The sequence below is a fragment of the Micromonospora sp. NPDC000089 genome, from assembly GCF_042899365.1.
Classification (GTDB): Bacteria; Actinomycetota; Actinomycetes; order Mycobacteriales; family Micromonosporaceae; genus Micromonospora.
The window spans coordinates 41,800-62,573 of record NZ_JBIAZT010000017.1; the positions used below are offsets into that span (position 1 = coordinate 41,800).

The following is a 20,774-nucleotide window of genomic DNA, read 5'->3' on the forward strand; positions in this document are numbered from 1 at the left end:
CGCTGTCGATCCGGTGCGCCGTCCACCTACCGGTCCCGACCGCTGATCCCGCGCCAGTCCAGGCAGACGACGACAGCGTCGTCGCGCAGATCGGTGTCGGCGTGATAGGCGAACAGCTCTCGCATCACCGTACCAACCGCCTCGGTCGCCGGCTGCAGCCGCGTGGACCGCATCGACCGGGCCATCGCCCGCTGCCCGTACGCCTCCCGGCCACCGGGCTGCGCGGCGTGCACGCCGTCGGTCACCACGAACAGCCGGTCCCCCGGCGCCAGGTCGAACTCCTGCACGGCGTACCGGGTCTCGGGGAACATGCCCAACGGCAGCTGCTGTTCCAGCTCGATCCTGCTCACCGTGCCGCCGCGCAGCCGCAGCACCCGCGGCGAACCGGCGTCCACCGCGCGTACCCGGCCGGTGCCGGTGTCCACGGCGAGCAGCAGCGTGGCCACGTGCCGCTCGCCGCGGTGGGTGTAGAAGATGGTGTCCGAGGCCAGCTCCGCCTGCTCCACCAGGCCGCCGCCGGAGCGGCGGGCGTTGCGCATCGCGTTCACCGTCAGCGCGGTGAGCATCGCCGCGGCGAGGCCGGTGCCGGCGCCGTTGAGCACGGTGAGGGTGAGCCGGTCACCGTCCACCGACCAGTCGAAGTGGTCACCGCCGACGGTGTAGGCCGGCTCGAGCTGGCCGGCGAGCAGGAACGCGTCGTGGTCGACGCTGCGCCCGGGCAGCAGGTCCCACTGCAGCTCCGCGGCCATGCTCAACCGCTCCCGGCGCCGCGCCCGACGGTAGCGGTCGGTCTCCCGGTCGGCCGCCCGTAGCGCGGTGGCCAGCTCCCCGGCGATCTCCTCCAGCCGGCCCAGCACGGCGTCGTCCGGGCTGCCGGCCAGCTCGACCAGGAACACGCCCAGCCGCTCCCCCCAGCTGGTCAGCGGCGTCCAGACCCGGCAGGCGCCGTCGTCCCGGGCGTCCAGCACCGGCCGCTGACTGCTGAAGCAGCGCTGCGCGGGCCCCTGCAGGCCCAGCTGACCGCCGTGGTCGGCGTCCGCCAGCTGAGGGTCGAGCACCGGCCAGAGGCCGCTGATCCGGTAGTCGGCGAGGAACGCGTCGACCCGGGACGCGGCCACGGTGGACCGGACGATCCGGTCGGCGGCCTCGATCAGCTGGTCCGGCGGGGCGTCGCGCAGCGCGCGCATGGCCGCTGCGGGCGCGTCCGGCATGGTGGTCCTTCCGAGAGATTCTCTTGCTACAGAGCAAGCATCATACGAAGGGCCCCGGCGGCCGGCGCACCGGCCGTCAGTCCGCCGGTCGCACCGCCAGTCCGCCGTAGAAAGCGTCCGGCACCGCCGCCGGGGAGACCGCCGGCCGCCAGTGCGCCACCGGCACCACGCCGTCCGAGGTCGGCGCCCACCGGCCGAGCAGGGCGCCGAAGGATGCCGGCGGGCGCATCCGGAACGCCGGCCCCATCATCGCCAGCGCCCGAGGGTAGCCGGCCAGCTCCTCCGTGTCGAAGTCGAACGCCAGCATGCTGCCGGGCGCCACCGCGCGGTACAGCTCGTCCAGGGTGCGGGTCACCGTCGCGTCGTTGAGGAACGCGGCCAAGCCGAGGAACACCACCCCCACCGGCCGGCGCCCCCAACCCGGCACGAACCGGTGCAGCTGGGCGCGGTCGACGGTGCCCAGGTCGGCGGCGTCGCCGTAGCCGTAGCCGGCCCGCTCGTCGCCGGAGAGGATCTGCTGCCCCAGCCGGACGGTGACCGGGTCCACGTCGGTGTAGAGCACGGTGGCCCCGGTGGCCACCTCGTGCACGTTGCCCCGGGTGGGCAGGCCCGCGCCGAACACCAGGAAGCCGTCGATCCCGGCCTCGGTCATCGCGCCGACCGCCCGGCCGAGGAACGCCCGCAGCTCCCGGAAGATCGCCGCGCACGGCCCGTACGCCTCCTCGAACGCCCGTGCCGCCGCCACGTCCACCGGAGAGTGGTGCGTGCCCCCCAACCAGAAATCGATCATGCGAGCGGTGCTCGGCTCCGCCGGCTCGGCCATCGACGACGCTCCCTCCCTGCGGTTGGCCGCCAGCGTAGCCACCGCCGCCGGGCTGCCGGTATCGCCCCGGCGACACCCCGCCGCCCGGAATACTCGCCGGCAGGAGGTGGGCTCGGCGAGCCCGAGGAGCTGGCCGGGGTTGCCAGCCCCGCAGTGGCGAGCGGAAGGTGACACAGGTGAACTCGGCGAACGGCGCGGCCGTGGTGGTGGGCGTGGACGGCTCGGAGCCGGCGCTGCGCGCCGTCCGGACGGCCGCCGCGGAGGCGGCCGCCCGACACCGCGCGCTGCGGGTGGTGCACGCGTTCATCTGGCCGCTGCTGCACACCCCGGTCGACCCGCTCGCCGGCGAGCCGCCCGGTGGTGGGCTGCGCGCGCAGGCGGAGAAGCTGGTCCGGGAGGCGGTCACCGAGGCCGAGCGGGCCACCCCGGGCCTGCGGGTGAGCGGGGAGATCATCGACGGCGAGGCCTCGGCCGTGCTGCTCGGCGAGGCGCCGACCGCGACGATGATCGTGCTCGGCGACCGCGGGCTGGGCGGGTTCACCGCGCTGGTCGTCGGCTCGGTCGCCGTCCAGGTCGCCACGCACGCCGACTGCCCGGTGCTGGTGGCCCGCGGCGCCGACCACCCGGGCGGGCCGGTGGTGGTCGGGGTGGACGGCTCCGCCGCGTCCCGCGCCGCGGTCGAGTTCGCGGTCGAGCACGCCGACGTGCACGGGGTCGCGCTGCGGGCGGTGCACGCCTACACCCATCCCACGTCCGCCGGCCCCGGCGACATGCAACCGCTGGTGCACGAGGAGTCGCAGCTGCGCGGCGAGGAGGACCGGGTGCTCGTCGAGTCGCTGGCCGGCCTCACCGAGCGGCACCCGGACGTGTCGATCGCCCGCGAGCTGGCCCGGGAACGGCCGGTCGGCGCGCTCACCGCCGCGTCCCGGTCGGCGCGCCTGGTGGTGGTCGGCGGCCGCGGCCACGGCGAGCTGACCGGGCTGCTGCTCGGCTCGGTCAGCCACGGCGTGCTGCACCACGCTCAGTGCCCGGTGGCCGTCGTGCGCACCCCCGACTGAGCGTGCGGTTGGCTCGTCCCCTGGCGGGTAGACGGCGCACAACAGCGACCGAGGAGGCGACATGCCAGGACCACGGCCGGGAAGCAACGCGTACGACAAGGAACGCGCGCGGCTGCGCGACCTGATCGAGCAGTCCGGGCGGGCGGCCGACCAGGAGGCGAACCAGGTCGCCAACCGGATCCTGCAGGAGGATCGCGGACAGCGCGGCGTGGTACGCGGCGAGCGGACGTACGGCCCGAAGGGTGAGCGCGAACTGGGCGACCCGAAGTGAGAGCGGCCGGCCTGGTCGACGGCGCGATCGCCGGTGCGGTCGGCAGCGCCGCGTTGAACGTGGTGAGCTACCTGGACATGGTGGTCCGGGCCCGGCCGGCGAGCAGCACCCCGGAGGAGAGCGCCCGTCGGCTGGCCGGGGTGGCGCACGTGGACCTGGGGTCCGAGGACCGGGCGGCCAACCGCCGCTCGGGCCTCGGCCCGCTGCTCGGCTACGGCATCGGGGTGGGCGCCGGCGCCGCGTTCGGCCTGCTCGCCGGCGACCGGCGCTGGCCGGTGCCGGTGGCCGCGGTGCTGCTCGGAGGGGGCGTGATGGCCACCTCCGACGGCTCGCTCACCGTGCTCGGGGTCTCCGACCCGCGGACCTGGCGACGCGCCGACTGGCTGGCCGACGTCGTCCCGCACCTGGCGTACGGCGTGGCGGCCGCGGCCACCTGGAACCGGCTGCGGCCGCCCCACCGTCGGGGTGGTTAGCCCCGGTCGGAGCTGCGGTCGTCGGCGGTGTCGCCGCCCGGCCCGTACGGCGAGGCCTGTCCCTTGGGGACGGGCCGGCCCTGGTCGCCGGTCGAGTGACCGCGGTTGGCCGGATGGCCGGACACCCCGGGGCCCTTGCTGTCCTGGCTGGTGGCGCCCTTGTCGTTGCGCCGGAACTCCTCCTGCTGCGGTTGCACCACGGCGGTCTCCTCCCGCTCGTCGGGGCCCGGCGTACGCCGTCCCCTCATCGGCGGTGGGTTACCCGCGCGGGTGCTCCGCATTCGAGCGCCGCCGGACGGGCTGATCCGCGCCACGACGGGTACTCCCCCGGGATGGGGAACGACCGACAGGTGGCCAGGGTCCTGCTGGACCGGCAGGGACGCACGTACGCCGAGGAGGCCGGCATCCGACTGACCGACCGGCCCGGGCCGCTCTACCAGCTGCTGGTGCTCACCACACTGCTGAGCACCCGGATCCGGGCCCAGGTCGCGGTGGCCGCCGCGCGGGAGCTGTTCGCCGCCGGCTGGCGTACCCCGCAGGCGATGGAGGCGGCGGGCTGGCAGGAGCGCGTGGACGCGCTGGGCCGTGGCCACTACCGGCGGTACGACGAACGGACCGCCACCATGCTCGGCACCGGCGCCCGGCTCTGCCTGGACCGGTGGCACGGGGACCTGCGGCGGCTGCACCGCGAGGCGGACGACGACCCGGCCGGGCTGCGCCGGCGGCTGACCGAGTTCCCCGGGATCGGCCCCACCGGGGCGGACATCTTCCTCCGCGAGGCGCAGGCGGTCTGGCCCGACGTGCGCCCGTACGCCGACCGGCGGGCGCTGGCCGGGGCGAAGCGGCTCGGCCTGCCGGCGAACCCGCGCGGCCTGGCCGGCCTGGTGAGCGAGGCGGACTTCGGGCGGTTGGCCTCGGCGCTGGTGCGGGTGGCGCTCGGCGAGGAATCCGCGGGCGAGGTGAACCGGACCGCGGCGGCGGCCCGGTGAGCCGTCACTTCGCCGCCTTGTCCCCCGGTCTGGTCAGGTACCACACCAGCAGCGACGCGGCCACGGCCAGCAGCACCACCCCGCCGGAGAGCCCCTGGCCCTGCTCAGTGGCGCCGCGCCCGGTCACCCCGAAGTAGATCACCGCGAGCCCGGCCAGCACCGCCAGGAATGTCCGTATGCCACGATCTCTCACCCCCCGCACGGTAGGGGTGGGCCCCCGCCGCGCACCGGCGCTTGCGGTGGAATTCCCCCGTCCGGGGGTCAGCCGAGCGCGGAGCCGCGCAGCCGGACCCGGCGGATCGCCCGGTCGGCCACCGTCACCACCTCCACGTCGAGCCCGGGCAGCCGGACGGTCTCCCCCGGCCCGGTGGGCAGCCGACCTAGCCGGGTCAGCACCAGCCCCGCCACGGTGGTGTAGTCGCGGCTGAGCGGGAAGGTCAACCGCACCCCCACGTCCGGCAGGTCGTGCAGCGGGAAGTCGCCGGGCAGCAGCAGGGCGCCGTCGGGCTCCCGCACCACCCCGGTCACGTCGCGGTCGGTCTCGTCGTACAGCTCGCCGACCACCTCCTCGAGCAGGTCCTCCATGGTGACCAGGCCGTCGATGCCGCCGTACTCGTCGACCACCAGGGCCAGCTGCTCGTGGCGCTGGCGCAGCTGGCGGATGGCGTCGGCCACCGGCAGGGTGCCGGGCAGCAGCACCGGCTCCCTGGCGCGTCCGCCGACCGTGGCGCCGTCGGCGTCGACCAGGTCCCGGATGTGCACCGTGCCGCGGACGTCGTCCAGCCCGCCCGGGCCGACGACGGGGGCCCGGGAGCGACCGGTCCGGGCCATGATCCGCATCGCCTCCGCCGCGGTCAGCGCGGCCGGCAGCGCGGTCACGTCCCGCCGGGCCACCAGGATCTCCCGCAGCGTGCGACCGGCGATGTCGAACGCCCCGGTCAGGATCTCCCGCTGCTGCGCGGAGATCCCGCGGTGACCCACCAGCAGCTCACGCAGCTCCTCCTCGGTGACCTCCTCCCGGCTGGCCCGCGGATCCCCGCCGGCCAGCCGCACCAGCAGGTCGGTGACCCGGCTGAGCAGCCACACCGCCGGGCGGGACAGCCGGGCGGCCAGGTCCAGCGGCGTGGCGCTGAGCAGCGCCCAGCGTTCCGCCCGCTGCATGGCCAGCCGCTTCGGGGCGAGTTCGCCCACCACCAGGGTGACGAAGGTCAGCGCGATCGTCACCAGCAGCACCGCGGCCGGGTGGGCCGCGCCGCCGAGGAAGCGCAGCGGGCGCACCAGCGGCTCGGCCAGCGACACGGCGGCCGCCGCCGAGGCGAGGAAACCCGCCAGCGTGATGCCGAGCTGGACGGTGGCCAGGTAGCGGTTCGGTTCCCGGGCGAGCCGGACCAGCCGCGCACCGGTCCGGCCGGTCCGCCCCAACCGGCGCAGCTGCCCCTCGCGCAGCGTCACCATGGCCATCTCGCTGCCGGACAGCGCGGCGTTGACCAGCACCAGTACGCCCACCACGGCGAGCTGACCGACCATCGCACCCCCTGCCGACCACTCAACCGCAGCCCGGCCGCCCACGGGGCCGGTCAGTCGTTTTCCAGGTCGTCCAGCGAGATCGCGTGGGTCATCAGCCAGCGGGCCAGCGCCGCCATGCCGAACAGCCACAGCGGCGCCGACTCGGTGGGCCCGTTCGTGGCGAAGATGGCGAACCGCAGGTCGGGCGCCCGGTACGCCTCGATCCGCCACTGGTGGTTCCGGTCCCGCCAGACCGCCGAAGGGTCCATGGCGTCACGGTAGGCGACCCGACGCCGCCCGCCGGCCCGATCGGCGCAGGCGACCGCGCTCAGGCCGGTGGGGTCACGACCTCGCGGGCGTCGTCCGGCAGCCGGCGGGTGGCGCCCCGCCGGTCGAGCAGCTCCAGCAGCGGCACCGCCACCCGGCGGGTGGTGTCCAGCGCCCGGCGGGCGGCGCTGAGCGTGAACGGCTGCGGCAGCCCGGCCAGCACCCGCACCGCGTCGTCGACCGCGTTCGGCAGCAGCACCACGTTCTCGGCGAGCCGGACCAGCGCGCCGGCCCGTACCGCCGCGCCGATCTCCCGCGGGCCCAGCCCGAGGCCGGCCAGCCGCTCCGCCTCCGGGGCGCGGAACTGGTGGGCGGCGTACTCGGCGCGGACCCGGTCGACCGCCCGGGCCACCGGTTCGGGCAGGCCGCCGGCGCCGGCGGTCAGCACCCGGCCGGCGCGCAGCGCCAGCGGCGGGCCGGCCAGCGCCTCGACCAGCGCCCGGTCGGGCAGGCCCAGCCGGTGCCGCAGCACCTCCACCGGCACGCCGGGCTCCAGCGGGTGCTCCCGGGCGTACCGGGTGGTCTCCTCGACCAGCCGGGCGCGCAGCCGCCGCCAGTGGTCGGGGTCGGCGAGCCAGTCCCCGGCCACCGGCGCGACCGTGCCGGGCACGCCCATCCGGGCCAGGGCGCCGGCCCGGACCAGCTGCCGGCGGCGCAGCTCGCCGGCCAGATCGGGCCGCCCGTCCAGGTCGGCCAGCAGCGCGGCGCGGGCGGCCGCGGCGCCCCGGCGGCGCAGCGGCGGCGGGTCCACGTCGAGCACGGTCAGGCCGCCGGCCACGTGCCGCCGGCCCGGGTCGCGCAGCAGCGCCCGGTCGCCGAGCAGCAACGGTAGCGGCCGGTCCAGCCGCAGCCGGACGGTGTCCGGGCCGAGCGGCCGGACCCGGGCGGTCACCGCGGCCGAGCCGACGTGCAGGGTGAGGGTGGCCGGCAGGTCGCCCGCCGGATCCCCGGCCAGCCGGGCGTCCAGCAGGTCGGTGCGGTGGAAGCGGCCGGGGCTGAGCAGCGCGTCGCCGCGGGCCAGCCGGTCCTTCGGCACGCCGCGCAGGTTCACCGCCACCCGGGCGAGCGCGTCCACCCGGTCGTGGGCGGCGCCGAGCGACTGCAGGCCGCGGACCCGGACCGGCTCGCCGGTGCCGGCCAGCTCCAGCTCGGCGCCGACCGCGAGCCGTCCGGCGCCGAGGGTGCCGGTGACCACCGTGCCGCTGCCCCGGATGGTGAAGGACCGGTCCACCCAGAGCCGCACCGGCTCGTCGATCGGCGCCGGCGGCAGGCCGGCCACCAGCCGGCCCAGGGCGGCGCGCAGCTGCGGCAGGCCGGCGCCGGTGACCGCGCTGACCGCGACCGCCTCGACGTCGCCGAGCGACGTCTCGACGATCCGGTCCCGGGCGTCGGCCAGCACCGACGCCGGGTCGGCCAGGTCCGCGCGGGTCACCACCAGCAGGCCGTACGACACCCCCAGCGCGTGCAGCGCGGCCAGGTGCTCGGCGGTCTGCGGCATCCAGCCCTCGTCAGCGGCGACGACGAGCAGCGCGGCCGGCACCGGGCCGATGCCGGCGAGCATGTTCGGCACGAACCGCTCGTGGCCGGGCACGTCGACGAAGGCGACGGTCCCGCCGGCGGGCAGCGTCGTCCAGGCGAACCCCAGGTCGATGGTCATCCCCCGGCGGCGCTCCTCCGCCCACCGGTCGGGTTCCATCCCGGTCAGCGCGCGGACCAGGGTGGACTTGCCGTGGTCCACGTGCCCGGCGGTGGCGACGACGTGCATCTCAGCCGGCCACCCGCAGCACCGCGTCGCGCAGGGTGGCGTCCGCGGTGGCCGGCACGCAGCGCAGGTCCAGCAGCAGCCGGCCGCGCAGCACCCGGCCGAGCACCGGCGGGTGGCCCAGCCGCAGCGGCTCGGCGTACCGCTCGGGCAGGCTCAGCGCCCACGAGTCCAGCTCGACGCCGGGTGCGCCGCCACCGCCGACCACCGCCGCGCTGGGCACCACCTCGGCCTTGCGGCCCTCGGCGCCGAGCGCGTCGCGCAGCCGTTCCACCCGCTCCCGCAGCACCACCGGGTCGGCGTGCAGCGCCGCCCGGGTGGGATTGTCCGGGCCGTGCAGGGTGGCGGCGAGCGCGGCCAGGGTCAGCTTGTCCACCCGCAGCGCCCGGGCCAGCGGGTGCCGGCGCAGCCGCTCGACCACGGCGGCGTCGCCGAGCAGCAGGCCGGCCTGCGGCCCGCCGAGGAGCTTGTCGCCGCTGGCGGTGACCAGGGTGGCCCCGGCGCGCAGGGTGCTGGCCGCGTCCGGCTCGTCGGGCAGCGCCCGGTCCGGCGCGAGCAGCCCGGAGCCGATGTCGGCGACCACCGGCACCCCGAGGCCGGCCAGCTCCCGCACCGGCACGGACGAGGTGAAGCCGGTGATCGCGAAGTTCGACGGGTGCACCTTGAGCACGAAGCCGGTCCGCGGCCCGACCGCCGCCGCGTAGTCCGCCAGCGTGGTGCGGTTGGTGGCGCCCACCTCGCGCAGCCGCGCGCCGGTGCTCTCCAGCAGGTCGGGCAGGCGGAAACCGTCACCGATCTCGACCAGCTCGCCGCGGCTCACCACGATCTCCCGGTCGGCCGCCAGCGCGGTGGCGGCCAGCACCAGGGCGGCCGCGCCGTTGTTCACCACGTGCACCGCGGCGGCGTCCGGCACCGCGGCGGCCAGCGTGTCCATGGCGTCCCGGCCGCGTCGCGCCCGCCGGCCGGTACGCAGGTCCAGCTCCACGTCGGTGTTGCCGGCCGCCGCCACCACCGCGTCCACGGCGGCCGGTGACAGCGGGGCGCGCCCGAGGTTGGTGTGCAGCACCACGCCGGTCGCGTTCAGCACGGATCGGGGCGCCGGGGCGGGCAGCGCGGCGAGCGCGGCGTCGCGTACCCCCTCGGGGGCGATCTCACCCCGGCGGGCCCGGTCCTGCGCCGCGACGACGGCGGCCTTGACCCGGTCCCGGCCGAGCGTGACCGTCGCGGCGGCGAGCCGCGGGTCGGCGAGCAGGGTGTCCGTCCGCGGCACCCGCCGGCGCGGGTCGGCGTCACCCATGCGCGTCATCTCCCCGGGAATGCGTGGCGGAGACGGACGGGAATCGAACCCGCCTGGCCCGGATCCCGGACCACACCGGTTTTGAAGACCGGGAGGGGCACCAGCCGCCTGAACGCCTCCGCGAAGGAGTCAATCACAGGCCGGTGGGAGCCGCGCGGCGAGGTGTCAGCCCTCGCCGGCCTCCCGGCGGCGGACCCGCTCGCGCTGCGGCACCACCGTGTACCTCGGGTCCTTCGCCGAGGCGACCCCGCCGTAGAAGATGCCGAACCGGGTGGCCACCGACGCGGCGAGCAACGCAGCGCCGGAGAGCCCGGAGAGGGTCCGGCTACGCCGGCCGGCCAGCGCCCCGACCACGCCCGCGGCGGTCAGCGCCCGGCCGGCGCGCAGCAGCCGCCCGGGACCGCCCGTGCGGTACGGCTCGCTGAGCAGCCCGAGCCGGGTCTCCACCGAGTGCGAGCCCCACAGCTCCAGCGCGGCCCCGGCCACCGCCATCCGCCGGGCCGGGCCCGCCTGCCCGGTCGGCGCGGCGAGCAGGCCCACTCCGGCACCGCTGGCCAGCGCGCTGCCCGCGAAGATGGTCGGCAGTTCCGGGTACGCCTCGTGCCACGACGGCACCGCCGTGCCGGCCAACAGCACCCCGGTGTACGTGGCCAGCGCCGGCGCGGTGGCCGCGGCGGCCAGCCCGGCGGCGTGCCCGACCGGGGGCAGCAGTCGGCGGCCCAGCCCGAGCAGCCCGTGCTCGGGCAGCCAGGGTGCCGCCTCGGCGACCGCGGCGATGCCGGCGGCCGGGCCGAACGCGCTGAGGATCCAGGTGCCCACCGACATCGGCGAGGTCGGCTTCGCCACCCGCAGCATGTGGTGGAAGCGCGCCGGCCGGCCCAGGTCCTTGATCAGGAAGAACGCGCTGGCGGTCACCGCGCCGAGCGCGGTGACCCGGCCGGCCCGCCGCAGCGCCGGCCGGCCGGTGAGCTGCCCGCCGGCGGCCAGCAGCGACGACCCGGCGGCCAGGCCGCCGGTGAACAGGTACGCGGCGATGTCCCACTGCCACACCGGCGCCTTGAGGATCGGCCGGCCGTAGTACGAGGTGAAGGTGGCCTCGGGGACCCGCAGCTCCTCGCCGCCGCCGCGCCGGCCCCGCTTACCGCCCCGGCGGCGGTCCACCGGCGGGACGTCCCGCGGTGGGTGCGGGGCGAGGTCGGCCCCGGCCGCGTCGGAGTCGGTCCGGGCGACGGCCGCCGGACCGGCGCCGGCGTTCGGCGGTGAACCGGCGTGCTGACGCGAGCCCGCGTCCGACCCCGGGCCGCCGCCACCGGGGTGCCCACCGCCGGTCACCTTGGCGCCATGGCCGAGCTGCGCCGACGCCCGGCCCGGGCCGGCGATCCGATCCGGGCCGTCCTCGGCGAGGCGGTCGCGGAAACGGCGGAACAGGGCGCCGACCGGGGCGCGGTCCGGACTCACGAGGAACCTCCGACGAACGCGGCGACGGCGGCCGCCGTCATGGCCAGGGCGGCCAACCCGGCCCGCCGCCACATCCGCGGCAGGTCCCGCGTGGTGACCACCGGGTCCGGGGGCAGGCCGTACACCTCCGGCTCGTCGAGCAGAAGGAAGAACGCGCCGTCGCCGCCCACCCCGTCGGTGGGGTCGTTGCCGTAGAGCCGGGCCTCCGGGACGCCCCGCTCGTGCAGGGTGGCGACCCGCTGCGCGGCCCGCTCCCGCAGCTCGTCCAGCGGCCCGAACTGGATGGACTCAGTGGGGCAGGCCTGCGCGCAGGCGGGCGTCATGCCGGCGCCGAGTCGGTCGTAGCAGAGCGTGCACTTCCACGCCCGGCCGTCGTCCTTACGCTGGTCGATCACCCCGTACGGGCAGGCCGAGATGCAGTAGCCGCAGCCGTTGCAGATGTCCTCCTGCACCACCACCGTGCCGAACTCGGTGCGGAACAGCGAGCCGGTCGGGCAGACGTCCAGGCAGGCCGCGTGGGTGCAGTGCTTGCAGACGTCCGACATCATCAGCCAGCGGAAGTCGGTGCGCTGCTCGGCGCCGGTGCCCCGGCCCGGCGGCTGCGCGCCGGGCATCCCGAGGAACTGCCGGCCGCCCGCCGGGGCGGCGGTCGCGCGGTCGCCGGCGGTGGCGAGGCCGGGCGCGGAACCGTTCTGCAGGGCGCCCAGCACGTCGGCCGGGGCGTCCGCGCCGCGGGTCATCCGGGCGGCGGCGTCGGCCGCGCCAGGGGCTACGCCCGGGTTGGTGCCGCTGGAGCCGCCGGTGCCGGCCGCCACCGCCGCCGACGCCGCGCTCACCGAGCCGCCCGTCGGGGTGCCCGCAAACGGCGGGGTACGGTGCCCCGCCGGCACCGGCTGCTCGATGAACGCCACGTGCCGCCACGAGTTCGCGGTCAACGCGCCGGTGTTGTCGTACGACATGCCGAGCAGGTCGAAGCCGGCGTCCGGGACGCCGTTCCACTCCTTGCAGGCGACCTCGCAGGCCTTGCAGCCGATGCAGACGCTGGTGTCGGTGAAGAAGCCCACCCGGGGGGTCGCCTCGACCCAGCCCGCGTCCGGGGCCGGGTCGAGCGGGCCGTAGAGGCTGTTGGCGTCAGGCATCGTCGCCGTTCTCTCTCGGCCCGTCGTTGCCGGGCCGGTGATGGTTCGACCCGTCGTCGCCGGACCCGCCGGGCCGCCGGGCCGGGTCGGTCACCGCCGCGGGCGGTTGGCCCGCAACGATGCCGGCCCGGCGCTGGTAGTCCGCGACGAGGTCACGCAGCGCCGGGCCGGTGGGGCGCCGGCCGGGGCGTACGTCGCAGGTGCCGATCTTGCTCTCCTGGATCAGCACGTTCGGGTCCAGGGTGATGCCGAACAGGTCGTTCGCCGAGTCGCCGGTGACCAGGCCCTCGAAACCGAAGTGGTACGGCAACCACAGCTGGTGGATCACCCGGCCGTCCACGCGCAGCGGGGTGAGCCGGTCGGTCACCAGGACCTTCGCCTCGATCACCGCGCGCCCGCTGATCAGGTGCGCCCAGCCCAGGTGGGCCAGCCCGGTCTCGGCCGCCAACTCCGGCGACACCTCCACGAACATCTCCGGCTGCAGCTCCGCCAGCGGCCGCACCGTCCGGCTCATCCCGCCCGCGGTGTGGTGCTCGGTGAGCCGGCTGACCGTGAACACGTACGGGAAGACCTGGCTGTGCTCCTGCGGCGGGCTGGGGTTCACCGAGTTCACCGGGTGGGCGTACACCTTGCGGGTCGGGTTCGACTGCTGCCCGTAGAGCGGGTTGCGCATCGGCGACTCGGCCGGCTCGTAGTGCGTCGGCAGCGGGCCGTCGAGCACCCCGCTGGGCGCGTACAGCCAGCCCTTGCCGTCGCCCTGCATGACGAACGGGTCGTCCCCGGCCAGCGCCGCCGGGCCGGACGCGCCCTCCGGCGGCTGGTACGTCGGCGGTTTGGTCTTCTCGAAGTCCGGCACGTCGTGACCGGTCCACTCGCCGGCGTCGGCGTCCCACCAGACGTAGCGCTTGCGCTCGCTCCACGGCCGGCCCTGCGGGTCGGCGGAGGCGCGGTTGTAGAGGGTGCGCCGGTTCGCCGGCCAGGCCCAGCCCCACTCGGCCGCCACCCAGTCCTGCTCGTGCCGGGACTTGCGGCGGGCCGCCTGGTTGACCCCGTCGGCGTACACCCCGGTGTAGATCCAGCAGCCGACGGCGGTGGAGCCGTCGTCCTTCGCCTCGGCGAACGTGGCCAGCGGGCGGCCGGTCGTCACGTCGTACCCGTTGATCTCGCGCAGCACCGCCTCGGCGCTCGGCTCCTCGTGCGGGCCGTGGGTGGGGTAGTCCCAGGCCAGGTCGAGCAGGGCGCGGTCGCGGGGCTTGTCGGAGTCGGCCAGCTTCTCCCGCAGCCGGCGGCCGAGGTGGTAGAAGAACCACAGCTCGGAGCGGGCGTCGTTCGGCGGGTCGAGGGCCTTCTCCCGCCACTGCAGCAGCCGCTGCGTCTGGGTGAAGGTGCCCTCCTTCTCCACGTGCGAGGCGGCGGGCAGGAAGAACACCTCGGTGCGGCACTGCTCCGGGGTGATCTCGCCGGTGGCGACCTCCGGGCCGTTCTTCCAGAACGTCGCGCTCTCGATCATGAACAGGTCGCGGACCACCAGCCAGTCCAGGTTGGCCATGCCCAGCCGTTGGGCGCGCCCGTGCGCGGAGCCGACGGCCGGGTTCTGGCCGAGCAGGAAGTACCCCTTGACCTTGCCGTCGATCATGTTCAGCACCTGCTGGTAGGTGCCGTGGTCGCCGGTCATCCGGGGCAGCCAGTCGTAGCCGAAGTCGTTCTCCGGCGTCGCCGCGTCTCCCCAGTACGCCTTGAGCAGGCTGGCCGCGTACGCCCGGGAGTTGCCCCAGAAGCCCTTCTGCCCGGGGTGGCGGATGCTGTCCACCCACTCGTCGAAGGTCGGGTGGTCGGCGTGGTGCGGCATCGGCAGGTAGCCGGGCAGCAGGTTGAACAGGGTCGGGATGTCCGTCGAGCCCTGGATGCTGGCGTGCCCGCGCAGCGCCAGCACGCCACCGCCGGGGCGGCCCATGTTGCCCAGCAGCAGCTGGATGATCGCGCCGGTGCGGATGTACTGCACGCCGACCGAGTGCTGGGTCCAGCCGACCGAGTAGATCAGGCAGCCGGTGCGCTCCCGGCCGGAGTTCTCCGTCCAGGCGCGGGCCAGCTCCAGGAACTTCTCCCGAGGAATGCCGCAGACCCGTTCCACCATCTCCGGGGTGTAGCGGGCGAAGTGCCGCTTGAGGATCTGGTAGACGCAGCGCGGGTGCTGCAGCGTCTCGTCCCGCTGGGTCTTGCCGTGCACCTGGGCGCCGTGCGACTCGTGCCGCAGGCCGGCCGCGGTGTCCCGCTCCTTGGCGGTGTGCCCGCTGCCGGAGTCGCCCTCGTGCCCCTCGTACTGCCAGCTGTCCTGCACGTAGCTGCCGGTCTCCGGGTCGAAACCGGAGAAGAAGCCGTCGCCGTCCTCGGTGTCGGCGAACCGCTCGCTGACGATCGTCGCCGCGTTCGTGTACGCCAGCACGTACTCCCGGAAGTCGAGCTCGTTGTCCAGGATGTAGCGCACCACGCCGCCCAGCAGCGCGATGTCCGTGCCCGCGCGGATCGGCAGGTACGTGTCGGCCAGCGCGCTGGTCCGGGTGAACCGGGGGTCGACGTGGAAGACCTTCGCGCCGCGGCGCTTGGCCTCCATCACCCACTGGAAGCCCACCGGATGGGCCTCGGCCATGTTCGAGCCCTGGATGACGATGACGTCAGCGTTGGCGACGTCCTGCTGGAAGTCCGTCGCACCACCGCGACCGAAGCTGGCCCCCAGACCGGGGACGGTGGCGGAGTGTCAAATCCGGGCCTGGTTCTCGATCTGGAGTGCCCCCATCGCCGTGAACAGCTTCTTGATGAGGTAGTTCTCCTCGTTGTCCAGCGTCGCCCCGCCCAGGCTGGAGATGCCCAGGGTGCGGTTGAGCGGCCGGCCCTCGTCGTCGACGTCCTCCCAGGTCTCCTCGCGCGCGGCGAGGATCCGGTCGGCGATCATGTCGACCGCGACGTCGAGCTCCAGGTCCTCCCAGTCGGTGGCGTACGGCCGGCGGTAGCGGACCGTGGTCTGCCGGAGCGGGCTGGTCACCAGGCTCTTGCTGGCCGAGCCCTTCGGGCAGAGCCGGCCGCGGGAGATCGGGCTGTCCGGGTCGCCCTCGATCTGGCTGACCCGGCCGTCCTTGACGAAGACCCGCTGACCGCAGCCGACCGCGCAGTACGGGCACACCGACCGGGCCACGCTGTCCGCGGTCTCGGTGCGCGCGGTGAGCTGCGCCGAGCGCCCGGACTGGGCCGCTGCGCCGCGGCCCAGCGGATCGGTGCCGGTGAGCTGCCGGTAGACCGGCCAGCCTTCGATGAAGGTACGCAGACCCATCCCGGATGCACCTCCTCACCACGCCCGCGGAAGCCGACCCCCCGAATCTAGGACAGCCGACCCCGGGGCGCGACCGGAGCGGACGATCTTTTTCCGGCCCGGAACGCAGTGCCGCCCCCGACCCATTCGGATCGGGGGCGGCACCAGGTGTCGGTGTGCAGGTCGCCTCTCGGCGAGTGGCGCGACGCGGCTCCAGCCGAACGGTATTCCGCGACGGCAATTTAGGTGAGGCCCGGGGACACTGGATCACACCGACACCCGTACCAACACCCTACCCCGCTCCGCCCTTCCCCATCCCCCAGTGACCGCCACCACTCAGGGCCAGGCGCGAACCGGGTGGTTGCCGGAGGCCACCGCGGACCTCCGTGCGGACGACGCTGGCCGGCGCCCCGTGTGGGGGCCGGCCAGCGTCGGTTCTTATCGGGGTCAGCTGTTCCAGTGCTGGGCGACGAGGTCGGCGGCCTGCTGCTCCCACTGGGCGTAGGCGTCCGGGTACGCCGACACCTGCACCGTCTGCGCAGCCTCGGTCAGCGGCATGTCCTGCCACCCGTCGACCTGCTTCAGGCCCTTCTGGAACGCCATCGTGGAGTAGACCGTGTCGGTGATCTGCTCCGGGGTGCCCCAACCCGAGCTCGGGCGCTGCTGGAACAGGCCCAGCGAGTCGTGGTCGTTGCGGTCACCCAGATGACCCAGGTTCTCCAGCTTCGACTCCTGCAGGGCGGTGGCGATCGAGATCACCGCGGCCCGCTCGTCCAGACCCGACTTCTTCGTGGCGGCGATGATCGCCTTGGCGTTGGCGGTCTGCTCGTCGTTCAAGGGGATGCGGGACTGCGCACCCTGCACACCGTGCGGGATCAGCTTGCCCTTGTCCACACCCGGCTTGTTGTCGGCCTGCACGGTCACCGCGACCGGCTTGGCGTGCGACGCGGGGGCGGCGTCGGCGTGCATGGCCGGACCGGCGAACACGCCACCGGCGAAAGCCAGACCAGCGATACCCAGAACACTCTTCCGCAGCATGGTGGTAGCCATCAGAAATCAGCTCCTCGGGGGTTGGCGCCCACACCCGGCGGGGGCCGGACACAGACGCAAGCACCACGACGGGGCGCTCTCTCAATCAGGGGAAAGTCTTGGGGTTCGGCGGCTGCACGAACGCGGGGGGGTCGCGGCGCCGGACCAGGTGTAACGACCGCCGGCCCACCATCATTCCCGGGGCCCGCCACCCACCGGCCAGGCCGGGCGGGGTGCTGCTGCGGTCATCCAGGTGATGTAACGACCCCGGCCGGCCCACCATTCCACCGCCAGAGTGCCACCCGTCACGCGACACCACCGGACACCACCACCCAGACGACGCGCCACCCACCGCCGGCCCGAACCGGGGACCAGACATCCGGGCACAGACCTCCACGACCGAAGCTGCGAGACCCTCCTACCCGGTGTTCGCGGCACCCCGCGGCCGGACATCCGACCCGACCCGCCACCGCTGCCCCAGCCCGACGCCTCCCCCGAGACGCTACGGAGCTGATGACGTAAACGAATCGGACCCGGACGGCCACACCCTCACCGGACGGGCCTACGAAACCGGACCTGCGAACAAGCAGCCCAGCAACCGGGCGGACCGGGCGAGCCTCCTCCGCCGGACACTACGAACTTGATGACGCAAGCGGGATCAGTTACGACCGCTCCGGACGGGCCGGTGCCAGAAAACCGCCTCGCCCGGTGCCGTTCCTCCGCTGCCACCGCGATCCGGCGCCCGTGATTCGTTCACGTCATCAAGTTCGTAGCGGGTGCGGGACGGTATCCGACGCGGGGCGGCGGGGCCCCAGCCGGCCCCGACGCCCAGCTCGCGTGGCCCGGGACGGTGAAGGTCGACGGTGGGTGCGGCGCGCCTGGCGAAGGGTTGGGAGGCTGCCCGCGTACCCGGGAAACTGCCGGCGGGGGCGGGCGGACCGGGCCGTGGTGGGCGCGGCCGGCGGTCGGACGGCCCGGCGGGTACGGCGGAGGGTTTACCCTGACACCATGCAGGCCACCATGCCGACCGCCCACCTGGCCCGCCCGGGGCGTCCCGCGGTGGTGGCCCGCACCCTCGCGGAGCTCGCCGGGCCGACCCGCGGAATGGTGGAGTTGCCGGTCCGGTTGATGTGGAGCACCGAGCGCACCTTCGACCTGGCCGACCCGGACCAGCTGCTCTGGATGTACGAGAACGTGCTGCGCGAGACCACCCGCGCAGAGGACCTACGGCACCTGATCGACGGCCGGACACTGCGGCGGGTGTGGCCGCGACTCAACCTGCCGCGCGGCGTGCGGCAGGCGTGGGAGAGCCGGCACCGGGGTCTGCGCGCGGCGTGACCCACCCGCACGACTTCTACCGCGAGGTGGCCCGGGTGGCTCTCACCGCGGCCGGACCGCACCGGTTCGTGCTCGGCGGTGGGGTGGCCTGGGCCGCGCACGGGCTGGTCACCCGACCCACCGAGGACGTCGACCTGTTCGCCGACGTGGAGGGCGCCGCCGCGGCGGCCGCCACCGGGGTGCGGGCGGCGCTGGAGGGCGCCGGGTACGTGGTCGCCGACGCCGACCCGGACAGCGAGCTGGGCGAGCTGTTCGAGGGCTTCGACCGGGACCTGAAGGACTTCGTGGTGGCCCGGGACGGCCGGCAGATCCGGCTCAGCCTGGCCCGGCTGGATCGGCACCGCTCCCCCGTGGTGATGGACCTCGGCCCGGTGATGGACGTGCGCGACCTGGTGGCCAACAAGACAGCCGCCCTGGTCAACCGGCGCGAGGTACGCGACTACATCGACGTGGCGTCGGCGCTGGACCAATACCCCGTCGCGGAGCTGCTGCGGCTCGCCGGGCAGGCCGACCCGGCGCTGGACCCGGACGACGTGCGGGCCGCCGGCCGCTACCTGGACCGGCTGCCGGACCGGCGGTTCGCCCGGTACGGGCTGGACGCCGCGCAGGTGGCCGCGCTGCGCCGCCGGCTCGCCGACTGGCCGCGCTGAGGCCAGCCTCGGTGCTGATGCCGCTGCTCGGAGCCGGGGCGTCGACTGCTGCTGGCCCTCGCGCCCCCCGCCGCCGACCCGGAAACGACCGCGGGCCGGCGCGCCGGATGGCCGTGGTGTTACACCCGGGTGGCGAAATGCGGCGGTGGGATGAAACACCTCGGGCGGTGCTGGCGAAACGGACGGCGGCGTCGTTATGGTGCCCAGCGGCGCGCCCCCGAGGCGCCCGTCCACCCCCATGGAAAGGCACCTCATGACCTCCTCCTCCGGCGCCTCGCGCCGCCAGGTGCTGGCCGTGGCCGCCGCCGCGGCGACCGCCCCCCTGATCGCCGGCACCCCCGCACGGGCGGCCGAGTCGAAGGGCCCGAAGACCTGGGACCTGACCATCCTGGGCACCTCGGACACCCACGGCAACGTCTACAACTGGGACTACTACTCCGACAAGGAGTACGACGACAGCAAGCACAACGACGTCGGCGTCGCCAAGCTGGCCACCCTGGTCAACCAGATCCGGGCCGAGCGCGCCGGCAAGGCCACCCTCGTGCTGGACGCCGGTGACACGATCCAGGGCACCCCGCTGGCCACGTACTACGCCAAGCAGGAGCCGATCACCGTCACCGGTGAGACGCACCCGATGGCCAACGCCATGAACATCCTGAAGTACGACGCGGTGACCCTGGGCAACCACGAGTTCAACTACGGCCTGCCGCTGCTGGCGAAGTGGATCTCGCAGCTGGGCTTCCCGGCGCTCGCCGCGAACGCGGTCAACGAGGCCACCGGCAAGCCGGCCTACCAGCCGTACGTGATCAAGGAGGTCCGGCTCGGCGGCCACGGCGGGCCGAAGCTGCGGGTCGGCATCCTCGGCCTGACCAACCCCGGCGTGGCCATCTGGGACAAGGGCAACGTCGAGGGCAAGCTGGTCTTCCCCGGCATGGTGGAGACCGCCGCCAAGTGGGTGCCGATCATGCGCCGGCGCGGCGCCGACCTGGTCATCATCTCCGCGCACGGCGGAGACAGCGGCACCTCCAGCTACGGCCCGGAGCTGCCGAACGAGAACCCGGTGACGATGATCGCCGAGCAGGTGCCCGGCATCGACGCCATCCTCTTCGGCCACGCGCACAACGAGGTGGTGGAGCGGTTCGTCACCAACACCGCCACCGGCGTGCAGGTGCTCACCGCCGAGCCGTCGAAGTGGGGCCAGCGGCTGACCCGGATGGACTTCACCGTGCGCAAGGCCCACGGCCGCTGGCAGGTCGTCAGCAAGCACGCCACCATGCTGAACACCAACACCGTGGTCGAGGACCCGGCGGTGCTCGCGGCCGTCCGCGGCCAGCACACCAAGACCGTCGACTACGTCAACAAGGTCGTCGCGCAGTCCAGCGTGGAGCTGTCCGCCGCCGAGTCGCGGTACAAGGACACCCCGATCCTGGACTTCATCAACCACGTGCAGACCGAGGTCGTCACCAAGGCGCTGGCCGGTGGCGCGTACGCCGGGCTGCCGGTGCTGTCGATCGCCGCGCCGTTCAGTCGCACCGCGGTCTTCCCGCAGGGCGACGTGCGGATCCGCGACGTGGCCGGCCTGTACGTCTTCGACAACACCCTGGAGGCGGTCGTGCTGAGCGGCGCCGAGGTGAAGGCGTACCTGGAGTACTCGGCGAAGTACTTCGTCACGCTGCCGGTCGGCGCGACCGTCGACCCGGCCACCATCAGCGACCCGGCGGTGCCGGACTACAACTACGACGTGATCTCGGGCGTCGAGTACGACATCGACATCTCCAAGCCGGTCGGCCAGCGGATCACCCGCCTGGTGCTACCCGGCACCGACACCCCGGTGCCGGCCGACGCGCAGTTCGTCGTCGCGGTGAACAACTACCGGCGCAGCGGCGGCGGCAACTTCCCCGGCATCGTCAAGACCCAGGTCTACAACGCGCAGCAGGAGATCCGCCAGCTGCTGATCGACTGGGCGCAGGCGAAGGGGACGATCGACCCGGCCGACTTCTTCGTGCCGAACTGGAAGCTGGTCCGCGCGGGCGTGCCGGTCTTCTGAGCCGACGAGTCGAGGGGGTCCCCGGTTACCCCGGGTCCCCACCACCCCCAAACGAGCACGGGGTTGATTGCCGGAAACCCCCCCCGGGCCCC

Annotated in this window: 19 protein-coding genes and 1 tRNA gene; 7 read left to right on the plus strand and 13 right to left on the minus strand. The window is 74.8% G+C overall.

Going from position 1 to position 20,774, the window contains the following annotated elements; all coding sequences use genetic code 11:
* Positions 1-26 precede the first annotated feature (26 nt).
* Both ACFY3U_RS24200 and ACFY3U_RS24205 read right to left on the minus strand, forming a co-directional pair.
* Positions 27-1,211 (minus strand): PP2C family protein-serine/threonine phosphatase, encoded by a 1,185-nt coding sequence (locus ACFY3U_RS24200; RefSeq protein ID WP_387205649.1) that lies wholly within the window; start codon positions 1,209-1,211, stop codon positions 27-29.
* A 76-nt stretch (positions 1,212-1,287) separates the two neighbouring features.
* A complete protein-coding gene (locus tag ACFY3U_RS24205; RefSeq protein ID WP_387205651.1) occupies positions 1,288-2,034 on the minus strand; it encodes an SAM-dependent methyltransferase in 747 nt (248 codons plus the stop codon).
* Between the two features lie 176 nt (positions 2,035-2,210).
* On the opposite strand from ACFY3U_RS24205, the gene ACFY3U_RS24210 reads away from it, so the two are divergent.
* The 3 genes from ACFY3U_RS24210 to ACFY3U_RS24220 all read left to right on the plus strand — a co-directional run bounded on the left by ACFY3U_RS24210 (position 2,211) and on the right by ACFY3U_RS24220 (position 3,836).
* A complete protein-coding gene (locus tag ACFY3U_RS24210; RefSeq protein ID WP_387205653.1) occupies positions 2,211-3,092 on the plus strand; it encodes a universal stress protein in 882 nt (293 codons plus the stop codon).
* A gap of 61 nt (positions 3,093-3,153) precedes the next feature.
* Positions 3,154-3,363 carry a phosphatidylethanolamine-binding protein gene (locus tag ACFY3U_RS24215; protein ID WP_387205655.1) on the plus strand — a complete coding sequence of 70 codons (210 nt, stop codon included), beginning with the start codon at positions 3,154-3,156 and terminating at the stop codon, positions 3,361-3,363.
* Positions 3,360-3,836, plus strand: a complete 477-nt coding sequence (locus ACFY3U_RS24220; protein WP_387205657.1) for a hypothetical protein — start codon at positions 3,360-3,362, stop codon at positions 3,834-3,836. The genes ACFY3U_RS24215 and ACFY3U_RS24220 overlap by 4 nt, the downstream gene beginning before the upstream one ends.
* Here ACFY3U_RS24220 and ACFY3U_RS24225 read toward each other — a convergent pair.
* Positions 3,833-4,084 carry a hypothetical protein gene (locus ACFY3U_RS24225; RefSeq protein ID WP_387205659.1) on the minus strand — a complete coding sequence of 84 codons (252 nt, stop codon included), beginning with the start codon at positions 4,082-4,084 and terminating at the stop codon, positions 3,833-3,835. The two genes, ACFY3U_RS24220 and ACFY3U_RS24225, sit on opposite strands and share 4 nt — an antisense overlap.
* An 84-nt stretch (positions 4,085-4,168) precedes the next feature.
* Here ACFY3U_RS24225 and ACFY3U_RS24230 point away from each other — a divergent pair, with 84 nt between their 5' ends.
* The gene (locus ACFY3U_RS24230) at positions 4,169-4,825 is read left to right on the plus strand and encodes a hypothetical protein (RefSeq protein WP_387205661.1); all 657 of its coding nucleotides are present in this window, start codon (positions 4,169-4,171) and stop codon (positions 4,823-4,825) included.
* 4 nt (positions 4,826-4,829) lie between these two features.
* Here ACFY3U_RS24230 and ACFY3U_RS24235 read toward each other — a convergent pair whose 3' ends face one another.
* The 10 genes from ACFY3U_RS24235 to ACFY3U_RS24280 form a co-directional block, all read right to left on the minus strand.
* Positions 4,830-5,003, minus strand: a complete 174-nt coding sequence (locus ACFY3U_RS24235) for an amidophosphoribosyltransferase (RefSeq protein ID WP_387205802.1) — start codon at positions 5,001-5,003, stop codon at positions 4,830-4,832.
* 83 nt (positions 5,004-5,086) lie between these two features.
* A complete protein-coding gene (locus ACFY3U_RS24240; protein WP_387205663.1) occupies positions 5,087-6,352 on the minus strand; it encodes a hemolysin family protein in 1,266 nt (421 codons plus the stop codon).
* A gap of 50 nt (positions 6,353-6,402) precedes the next feature.
* Entirely contained in the window at positions 6,403-6,600 is a 198-nt protein-coding gene (locus tag ACFY3U_RS24245; RefSeq protein WP_387205664.1) for a hypothetical protein, read from the minus strand.
* 59 nt (positions 6,601-6,659) lie between these two features.
* Positions 6,660-8,423, minus strand: coding sequence for a selenocysteine-specific translation elongation factor (selB, locus tag ACFY3U_RS24250; protein ID WP_387205666.1), 1,764 nt, complete (start codon positions 8,421-8,423; stop codon positions 6,660-6,662).
* A 1-nt stretch (position 8,424) separates the two neighbouring features.
* Positions 8,425-9,717, minus strand: a complete 1,293-nt coding sequence (gene selA / locus ACFY3U_RS24255) for an L-seryl-tRNA(Sec) selenium transferase (RefSeq protein ID WP_387205668.1) — start codon at positions 9,715-9,717, stop codon at positions 8,425-8,427.
* Positions 9,718-9,741: 24 nt separating this feature from the next.
* Positions 9,742-9,837 (minus strand) — tRNA-Sec (locus tag ACFY3U_RS24260).
* Between the two features lie 45 nt (positions 9,838-9,882).
* Positions 9,883-11,175 carry an NrfD/PsrC family molybdoenzyme membrane anchor subunit gene (gene nrfD / locus ACFY3U_RS24265; protein ID WP_387205669.1) on the minus strand — a complete coding sequence of 431 codons (1,293 nt, stop codon included), beginning with the start codon at positions 11,173-11,175 and terminating at the stop codon, positions 9,883-9,885.
* Entirely contained in the window at positions 11,172-12,314 is a 1,143-nt protein-coding gene (locus ACFY3U_RS24270) for a 4Fe-4S dicluster domain-containing protein (RefSeq protein ID WP_387205671.1), read from the minus strand. The genes nrfD and ACFY3U_RS24270 overlap by 4 nt, the downstream gene beginning before the upstream one ends.
* Complete coding sequence (fdh, locus tag ACFY3U_RS24275; protein WP_387205673.1) at positions 12,307-15,639, minus strand: formate dehydrogenase; 3,333 nt, start codon at positions 15,637-15,639, stop codon at positions 12,307-12,309. The genes ACFY3U_RS24270 and fdh overlap by 8 nt, the downstream gene beginning before the upstream one ends.
* A gap of 426 nt (positions 15,640-16,065) precedes the next feature.
* Positions 16,066-16,668 carry a hypothetical protein gene (locus ACFY3U_RS24280; RefSeq protein WP_387205675.1) on the minus strand — a complete coding sequence of 201 codons (603 nt, stop codon included), beginning with the start codon at positions 16,666-16,668 and terminating at the stop codon, positions 16,066-16,068.
* Between the two features lie 987 nt (positions 16,669-17,655).
* On the opposite strand from ACFY3U_RS24280, the gene ACFY3U_RS24285 reads away from it, so the two are divergent.
* The 3 genes from ACFY3U_RS24285 (at position 17,656) to ACFY3U_RS24295 (ending at position 20,682) form a co-directional block, all read left to right on the plus strand.
* A complete protein-coding gene (locus ACFY3U_RS24285) occupies positions 17,656-17,985 on the plus strand; it encodes a hypothetical protein (RefSeq protein WP_387205676.1) in 330 nt (109 codons plus the stop codon).
* On the plus strand, positions 17,982-18,635 hold the full coding sequence (locus tag ACFY3U_RS24290) for a nucleotidyl transferase AbiEii/AbiGii toxin family protein (RefSeq protein WP_387205678.1): 654 nt from the start codon (positions 17,982-17,984) through the stop codon (positions 18,633-18,635). Before ACFY3U_RS24285 ends, ACFY3U_RS24290 begins: the two co-directional genes overlap by 4 nt.
* A gap of 253 nt (positions 18,636-18,888) precedes the next feature.
* The gene (locus ACFY3U_RS24295; protein ID WP_387205680.1) at positions 18,889-20,682 is read left to right on the plus strand and encodes a bifunctional metallophosphatase/5'-nucleotidase; all 1,794 of its coding nucleotides are present in this window, start codon (positions 18,889-18,891) and stop codon (positions 20,680-20,682) included.
* Positions 20,683-20,774: the final 92 nt, after the last annotated feature.

What these genes read in the sequence shown, in the direction of transcription:
- ACFY3U_RS24200 (WP_387205649.1), bottom strand. Translation starts at nt 1,211, where the DNA reads ATGCCGGACGCGCCCGCAGCGGCCATGCGCGCGCTGCGCGACGCCCCG.
- ACFY3U_RS24205 (WP_387205651.1), bottom strand. Translation starts at nt 2,034, where the DNA reads ATGGCCGAGCCGGCGGAGCCGAGCACCGCTCGCATGATCGATTTCTGG.
- ACFY3U_RS24215 (WP_387205655.1), top strand. Translation starts at nt 3,154, where the DNA reads ATGCCAGGACCACGGCCGGGAAGCAACGCGTACGACAAGGAACGCGCG.
- ACFY3U_RS24225 (WP_387205659.1), bottom strand. Translation starts at nt 4,084, where the DNA reads ATGAGGGGACGGCGTACGCCGGGCCCCGACGAGCGGGAGGAGACCGCC.
- ACFY3U_RS24230 (WP_387205661.1), top strand. Translation starts at nt 4,169, where the DNA reads ATGGGGAACGACCGACAGGTGGCCAGGGTCCTGCTGGACCGGCAGGGA.
- ACFY3U_RS24240 (WP_387205663.1), bottom strand. Translation starts at nt 6,352, where the DNA reads ATGGTCGGTCAGCTCGCCGTGGTGGGCGTACTGGTGCTGGTCAACGCC.
- ACFY3U_RS24245 (WP_387205664.1), bottom strand. Translation starts at nt 6,600, where the DNA reads ATGGACCCTTCGGCGGTCTGGCGGGACCGGAACCACCAGTGGCGGATC.
- selB (WP_387205666.1), bottom strand. Translation starts at nt 8,423, where the DNA reads ATGCACGTCGTCGCCACCGCCGGGCACGTGGACCACGGCAAGTCCACC.
- selA (WP_387205668.1), bottom strand. Translation starts at nt 9,717, where the DNA reads ATGGGTGACGCCGACCCGCGCCGGCGGGTGCCGCGGACGGACACCCTG.
- ACFY3U_RS24270 (WP_387205671.1), bottom strand. Translation starts at nt 12,314, where the DNA reads ATGCCTGACGCCAACAGCCTCTACGGCCCGCTCGACCCGGCCCCGGAC.
- ACFY3U_RS24280 (WP_387205675.1), bottom strand. Translation starts at nt 16,668, where the DNA reads ATGGCTACCACCATGCTGCGGAAGAGTGTTCTGGGTATCGCTGGTCTG.
- ACFY3U_RS24285 (WP_387205676.1), top strand. Translation starts at nt 17,656, where the DNA reads ATGCAGGCCACCATGCCGACCGCCCACCTGGCCCGCCCGGGGCGTCCC.
- ACFY3U_RS24295 (WP_387205680.1), top strand. Translation starts at nt 18,889, where the DNA reads ATGACCTCCTCCTCCGGCGCCTCGCGCCGCCAGGTGCTGGCCGTGGCC.